7 protein-coding genes are annotated in these 7,122 nt (G+C 37.9%); all 7 read right to left on the bottom strand.

The genetic code is table 11. From position 1 onward, the window contains the following. Window positions 1-21: 21 nt before the first annotated feature. Complete coding sequence (locus DWZ63_RS01800) at window positions 22-345, bottom strand: hypothetical protein (protein ID WP_055943289.1); 324 nt, start codon at window positions 343-345, stop codon at window positions 22-24. A 530-nt stretch (window positions 346-875) separates the two neighbouring features. Continuing rightward, a complete protein-coding gene (locus DWZ63_RS01795; RefSeq protein ID WP_118498457.1) occupies window positions 876-1,403 on the bottom strand; it encodes an NUDIX hydrolase in 528 nt (175 codons plus the stop codon). Between the two features lie 367 nt (window positions 1,404-1,770). Next, a complete protein-coding gene (locus DWZ63_RS01790; protein ID WP_055943297.1) occupies window positions 1,771-3,186 on the bottom strand; it encodes an oxaloacetate decarboxylase subunit alpha in 1,416 nt (471 codons plus the stop codon). A 189-nt stretch (window positions 3,187-3,375) separates the two neighbouring features. Then, the gene (locus DWZ63_RS01785; protein ID WP_022014797.1) at window positions 3,376-4,524 is read right to left on the bottom strand and encodes a sodium ion-translocating decarboxylase subunit beta; all 1,149 of its coding nucleotides are present in this window, start codon (window positions 4,522-4,524) and stop codon (window positions 3,376-3,378) included. Window positions 4,525-4,536: 12 nt separating this feature from the next. After that, the gene (locus DWZ63_RS01780; RefSeq protein ID WP_022014796.1) at window positions 4,537-4,905 is read right to left on the bottom strand and encodes a biotin/lipoyl-containing protein; all 369 of its coding nucleotides are present in this window, start codon (window positions 4,903-4,905) and stop codon (window positions 4,537-4,539) included. A gap of 24 nt (window positions 4,906-4,929) precedes the next feature. Further along, window positions 4,930-5,646 (bottom strand): OadG family protein, encoded by a 717-nt coding sequence (locus DWZ63_RS01775; protein ID WP_118498456.1) that lies wholly within the window; start codon window positions 5,644-5,646, stop codon window positions 4,930-4,932. A gap of 14 nt (window positions 5,647-5,660) precedes the next feature. Next, on the bottom strand, window positions 5,661-7,094 hold the full coding sequence (locus tag DWZ63_RS01770) for a carboxyl transferase domain-containing protein (RefSeq protein WP_022014794.1): 1,434 nt from the start codon (window positions 7,092-7,094) through the stop codon (window positions 5,661-5,663). Between the last annotated feature and the right edge of the window lie 28 nt (window positions 7,095-7,122).

Below are 7,122 nucleotides of genomic sequence, written 5' to 3'. Positions count from 1 at the left end.
ATTGAGGTGAAAAGTTCATGTTTAACTTGTACTTTTTCTTGACATAGGACCAGCCAACAGTTCGACAATAGACGAGACAGCAATAACCGCCGTTACGATAATAATATTTATCAAGAATGTATATTCACTTCTAAAACTTTCAAGTGAATCAATCACAAGTTTAGGAATAAATATCGAAGCCACGGATTTTATAATCCCGGCTGGCACTAAAAACAGCGATAAAATAAATCCTAACTTATTATAAATGAAACTCTCTTTACAATAAAAATAAAAATTGTTTAAAATTCCGTACTTTTTGCTATGTATCTGCAAATATTTTTTTACAATATTATCCTGAAATATCATGGTATTCTCCTTATTAAATAGTTTATTGCACCATTCTCTGCATAAAACTACTTAACATAGTTTCATGCCATCAGATATTTCTAATACGCCAAAATACCACCATAATTTTACCTCACTTTCAATCTAAATCTGCCATTAGCTACAATTTATTATAACAAGCTATCTATAAGTCCACAACCAAAATACTATATTTTTTCTGTAAATTAGTAACAGTTCAGCCATAAAAAATAATTGACAATACTTGAGCTTGCTCATTGTATTGTTGATTATCTTTTTATGGTAGAATAGCCTTTCATTTCTGAAATGAGGGAAAAGCCCTCGCGAGCACGCTCAGATGGAACAAATTTATTTGTTCCATCTGAGCTTTGCTTTCGCGTAAATAAACCAAAGCTGCTAAGCAGCGACTGACAGCTTGCTGGCAGGTTTATGAATTGAGGAAATAAAAGGCTGAACTGTTACGTAAATTATCAAGTTTTCCCTATCAATAAGAATAAAAAACTTTAATAAAATATTTTAAATCATCTGCATACTTAAATACCAGAGTCAATCATCTCTTTTGCACGATATAAAACAGGTAGTTCTCTGTTTGCCACAAGTTTCCCTAATCTTGTATTTGACCTGTATTCATATTCTTTAACTGCATCTTCATATAATAATTTCAATGTAGACAAATGAAAACAATTTATCTCATCTTCGGTCAGATTTTTATCACCAAACGAATTAACTCTACATAAAAAATAATTATTAATATTATGTCTATGAATAAGGTTATAATAATCACTTACAACTCCGATTTTACAAACCACTTCTACATCTGCACCCAATTCTTCTTTTAATTCCCTTTTTATGATAGCAATCAGGTCTTCTCCATCCTCTACACCACCGCCGGCAGTTTCAATCAATGTTGCTTTTCCGAAGTCATCATCCCTATTTGCTCTTACAAAATAAAAATATCCGTTTTCATCGTAAACAAACGCTCTTGCTATATTCCTGTCATGATCAATATAATCATATTTCCATTCGGTATCCTGCAAACTAATTTTTAGTTCTTTATGCATATTTTTCTCCACTAACTTTTATTTAGTTTTTAAATTAAATGTGTTTTTGGAGAGCCGGATCATTTCGGCTCCCCTTTTATTATACTGGTTATATTTTTTCAGCTTTAACAATTAAAAGTCATTTTTCAATCCTCTATATAAAATAAATATTCCCATAATATACTTTCATATTCTCTGTTTCATGCTTGTAAGTAAATAAAACCCACCAGACAAATCAATGTCTGGTGGGTTATTTATAATTAGATTGAAATATACAATCTTTAGACACTTATTACGAAGTTTCGCAGAAACTTCTAAAATGAAATCTTCAGATATATTTAACGAAGTTTCACAGAAACCTCTAAGATGAAATCTTTGATTTCATCATTTATACCGGATAAGCCTTGTTCTCTGTATCCGCTGCTGAAGCATCTACCTTATTCTGCTGAGCTTCTCTGTACTTGAAGAACTCTGTAGCAACCTGTGGGAATAATGCATATGAAAGCACATCCTCGTCCTGCTGCTTGTACTGAGCCATCTCTTTCTCGATATCAGCAAGCTGTGGCTTGATGAGATCTGCCGGACGGCAAGTGATAACTTTTGCATCATCACCAAGACATTTCTTCTGTACTTCAGGGTTAAACGGCTTAACTGTCTGTCCAAACTCACCTGATAGGAGTTTCTTAGACTCTTTAGTTACCATCTTGTATCTCTCACCTGATACTACATTAAGTACAGCCTGTGTACCAACGATCTGTGATGAAGGTGTAACAAGTGGAGGCTCACCAAAGTCTTTACGAACTCTTGGCACTTCCTCAAGCACCTGCTCATACTTGTCTTCCTGTCCCATTTCTTTAAGCTGTGATACAAGGTTGCTTAACATTCCACCAGGAACCTGATAACGAAGTGTCTGAATATTAACACCGAGAACCTTTGTATTCATAAGACCGCTCTTAAGTGCCTCCTCACGCATTGGACGGAAGTAATCAGCTATCTCTGCAAGTTTTGTCTGATCAAGACCTGTATCATAAGGAGTTCCCTTAAATGCCTCAACCATAACTTCTGTTGCTGGCTGGCTTGTTCCCATTGAGAATGGAGACATAGCAGTATCGATAATGTCACATCCTGCTTCTACGGCTTTCATGTAAGTCATTGAAGCAACACCTGATGTGTAATGTGTATGAAGATCGATTGGAATACTTACTGACTCTTTAAGTGCCTGAACAAGCTCTGTAGCCTTTGCCGGAACTAAAAGACCAGCCATATCTTTAATACAAAGTGATTTAGCACCCATATCCTCAATCTGTTTTGCCATATCTTTCCAATAATCAAGTGTATAAGCATCACCTAATGTATAAGAAAGTGCAATCTGTGCATGACCGTTTTCTTTGTTTGCTGCATTAACTGCTGTCTTAAGGTTTCTAAGGTCGTTAAGACAGTCAAAAATACGGATAATGTCAATACCGTTTGCGATTGATTTCTGTACGAAATATTCTACAACATCATCTGCGTAATGATTATAACCTAAGATGTTCTGACCTCTGAATAACATCTGAAGTTTTGTATTTTTAAATCCGGCTCTTAATTTACGAAGTCTCTCCCATGGATCTTCCTTAAGGAAACGAAGTGAAGCATCAAATGTTGCACCACCCCAGCACTCTACTGCATGGTAGCCTACCTGATCCATTTTATCTACTATTGGAAGCATCTGCTCTGTTGTCATACGAGTAGCAATAAGAGACTGATGCGCATCACGGAGAACTGTTTCCGTAATCTTTAATGGTTTCTTTTCTAAATCTGCCATGATAATCCTCCTATATTTTAGTATGTACTCTCGGTATCTTCTCAAAACGAGTCATTTCGGCTGGATTTCCGATATACTATTTCCATTTTCTCGTCGTACACACCGTGTACGCACTGTAAAAATGTCATTGTATATCAAAAATCCATCTTGAAATTCTTCGTTCAGAAGATTCCAAGAATACATTAGTGTTTAAATTCCGAATATTGCCATAAATACACCGGCAGCAACCGCTGTACCGATAACACCGGCAACATTTGGTCCCATCGCATGCATGAGAAGGAAGTTTGTCGGATCTGCCTCCGCACCGACCTTCTGTGAAACTCTGGCAGCCATAGGAACGGCTGATACACCTGCTGAACCAATCAGTGGGTTTACCTTTCCGTGTGTAACCTTACACATAACTTTTCCGAAAAGTACTCCTGCTGCTGTACCTACACAGAATGCGATAAGTCCAAGTGCAACAATCTTTAATGTAGTTACTTTAAGGAATGCTTCTGCACTTGTTGAAGCTCCTACTGATGTACCAAGTAAGATAACTACGATATACATAAGAGCATTTGAAGCTGTCTCTGCGAGCTGTTTAACTACTCCTGACTCTTTAAAGAGGTTACCAAGCATAAGCATACCTACAAGAGGAGCTGTTGTTGGAAGGAGAAGACAAACAATAATCGTAACGATGATTGGGAATAATATCTTCTCAAGCTTTGATACCGGACGAAGCTGAGACATTTTAATCTTACGCTCGTCTTCTGTTGTGAAAAGCTTCATAATAGGAGGCTGAATGATAGGCACGAGTGACATATAAGAATAAGCTGCCACTGCAATAGGTCCCATGTACTCAGTCTGCTTTAATTTACCACAAAGGAAAATTGATGTAGGACCATCAGCTCCACCAATGATTGATATTGCTGCGGCTGCCTTATCATTGAATCCTAAAAGGATAGCAATAAGGTATGCTGAGAAAATACCAAACTGTGCTGCAGCTCCGAGAAGGAAACTTGCAGGGTTTGCAATAAGTGGTCCGAAATCTGTCAATGCACCTACACCCAAGAAAATAAGTGAAGGCAATATACTCCATTCATCAAGTATATAGAAATAATGTAATAATCCTCCGACACCATTTGATGTACTATCAGGATCTGCCATGATATCAGGATAAATATTTACAAGAATCATACCAAATGCGATAGGTACCAACAATAATGGTTCGTATCCTTTTTTAATCGCTAAATAGAGAAAGATACAGCCAACCACGATCATAAGGTAATTTCCTAATGTAAGTGATGTAAACGCGGTCTGACCTGCAAGATTCTCAAGCGTTGTAATAACGTAATCCAAAGTCAGTCCCTCCTAGTTTAATGTTGCAAGTACTGCTCCTGCTTCTACTGAATCTCCTGCTGCTACATTGATACTTGCTACTGTACCATCCTGTGGTGCAACTACTTCATTCTCCATCTTCATAGCTTCAAGAATCATGATGACATCACCTTTCTTTACAGCCTGTCCTGCTGAAGCCTTAACTGATAAAATCTTACCAGGCATTGGTGCATTTACCTTAACTGAACCTGCTGCTCCTGCCGGTGCTGCTGCCTTTGGTGCTGCTTTAGGAGCCGCCTTTGGTGCTGCTGCCTTTGGTGCTGAAGCTGCTGAGCCTGCTGCTCCTTCCTCTACTGTTACATCATAAACAGTACCATTTACGGTAATTGTATAATTTTTCATGAATTTGTCCTCCATTTAATTTACTTATCTTCTAATAATTGAACGAATAACAAGACCGTCTGCTGACTCTGTCTCACTTGCTGCTGCAATTGCTGCTGTAATAACTGCCACAAGTTCAAGGTCATCAACAAGATTTTCTTCTTCAACGACAGGTGCTGCCTCTACAACAGGCTCTGCCTTAACTTCCTCTTTCTTTGCACCATTCTGGAAATTGCCAATGTGTTTAAACTGTGCAATAATAATTGCTATAAATATAAGAACCGCAAATACTATAGCCATACTAAGAACCGTATTAAGTCCTGCTTTAGCCATCTTGTCTCCAAGACTCTTATATTCTTCTACTTTCCAAGAAGATGTCTGACCCTTTTCATCATATGTCACGGAAAAAATAAGTTTCTTTCCTGATGAAGTCGTATATGTCTCTACAACTGTTGCAGAATCACTGCTGATAGTGAAATCAGTATCAACCTTATTTCCCTGCTTTCCATACTTTTTCTTAAGCTGTATAGACTCTTTATACTGATTAACCGTGTCCTCGTCAACTTCTGTTGACTGCTCTTTCATAGATTTAACTGCACTCTCAAAATCATAACTAAACCAACTTGTTACAAACGAATCTGCGTTTGTTTCAAGTGTTTTCTTGTTAAAATTTTTGTTGGTCTTTGTAAGACTAAGACTACAGCCTGCCATCATCAGAATACATGACACGATACAAAAAATTAAACATAATTTCTTCTTCATATAACGCTCCTTACTTAGATGGTTCCATGTTTTTTGCCAATAGGATATTCGCTTTTTGTAAACAGCATCTCAAAAGCAAATAAAAGCTGCTTTCTTGCAGATTCAGGAGCGATAACAGAATCTATATATCCTCTTGCTGCTGCTGCCTCAGTACCTGACTGAGTCTCAAACTCTGCTGCCTTTGCAGCCACATCTGCATCTTTGTCATCAGCATACATTATCTTAGCTGCGACATCTGCATCCATCATTCCAACCTTAGCATCAGGAAGTGCAAATACCATATCTGCACCGATATGCTTAGAATTCATTGCAACATATGCACTTCCGTAAGCATTTCCGGTGATAAGATTAACCTTAGGTACATCTGCCTCTGCAAATGCATTTGTAAGTTTTGCAACTGCACCTGCGATAGTTATCTCTTCGTCAACTGTTGTGGCAAAACCTTCAACATTTGTAAGTGTAAGTACAGGAATGTTAAATGCATCACATTTCTTAACAAAAGCTGCTGCTTTCTCACAACCTGCTGTTGTAAGACGTGCATCATATTTTGCTACTGTCTTTCCGTTTTCATCGAACTCAGCAGTTCTGTTTGCAACTGCACCTACAGTCATACCGTCAAGACAAATGAAGCCTGTAACCATCTCTTTTGCATAACCTGCTTTTTCCTCAAGGAAGAAATTGTTGTCTCCGAGGTCTGCAAGTGCAACCGCCGGGTCTGCAGCCTCTGCTGCAAATGCATCAACAACACGGTTAAGGTCATCCATACATTCATCTGAAATACCTGTTTCATTATTATTCTGTGGAAGAATAGTGATAAGTTCTCTCACACTGTTAAGAACTTCTTCCTCTCCCTCGATAACAAAATCAACTGTTGAAGCAGTCTTCTGGAACTTAGCTGATGCAGTATCAAGTTTATCTGCATAATTTCCATCAAGTGTATTTGGTGAATTCACAAAAAGTTTTGCGTTCTTTTCTTCCATGAATGTAAAGTCACTCATAGCTGCAAGAACTGCCACACCACCACCACAGTTTCCAAAAACAGCACTTATCTGTGGAACTATTCCTGATGCGTCAGATTTAACTTTGTAAATCTTTCCAAATCCTGCAAGTGCGTCCGTTGACTCCTGAAGACGCATACCTGCACAGTCAATAAGACCGATAACAGGTACTCCTGTTTTCATAGCAAGCTCATATACATGTGCAATCTTCTTTGCGTGCATCTCACCGATAGTACCATTCATTGCAGATGCATCCTGACTGTAGATATAGACAGGATTGTTCTGAATAAGTCCGTATCCTGTAATAACTCCATCAGCCGGTACTGACTTTTCCTGCATGTTAAAATCCGTACTTCTCTTTGTAATCATAGCACCAATTTCAACAAAACTGTTCTCGTCAACTAAAGTCTCAATACGAGCTTTTGCTGACAAAGCATTTGTGTTACTCATGTTCAGCCCTCCAATAATAGTAGAATAT

It is taken from the genome of Clostridium sp. AF34-13 (genome assembly GCF_003477845.1).
Taxonomy (GTDB): domain Bacteria; phylum Bacillota; class Clostridia; order Lachnospirales; family Lachnospiraceae; genus Butyribacter; species Butyribacter intestini.
Note: the sequence above shows the minus strand (reverse complement) of the source record. Positions and strands in the feature narration are given on the sequence as shown.

What these genes read in the sequence shown, in the direction of transcription:
- DWZ63_RS01800 (WP_055943289.1), bottom strand. Translation starts at nt 345, where the DNA reads ATGATATTTCAGGATAATATTGTAAAAAAATATTTGCAGATACATAGC.
- DWZ63_RS01790 (WP_055943297.1), bottom strand. Translation starts at nt 3,186, where the DNA reads ATGGCAGATTTAGAAAAGAAACCATTAAAGATTACGGAAACAGTTCTC.
- DWZ63_RS01795 (WP_118498457.1), bottom strand. Translation starts at nt 1,403, where the DNA reads ATGCATAAAGAACTAAAAATTAGTTTGCAGGATACCGAATGGAAATAT.
- DWZ63_RS01770 (WP_022014794.1), bottom strand. Translation starts at nt 7,094, where the DNA reads ATGAGTAACACAAATGCTTTGTCAGCAAAAGCTCGTATTGAGACTTTA.
- DWZ63_RS01780 (WP_022014796.1), bottom strand. Translation starts at nt 4,905, where the DNA reads ATGAAAAATTATACAATTACCGTAAATGGTACTGTTTATGATGTAACA.
- DWZ63_RS01775 (WP_118498456.1), bottom strand. Translation starts at nt 5,646, where the DNA reads ATGAAGAAGAAATTATGTTTAATTTTTTGTATCGTGTCATGTATTCTG.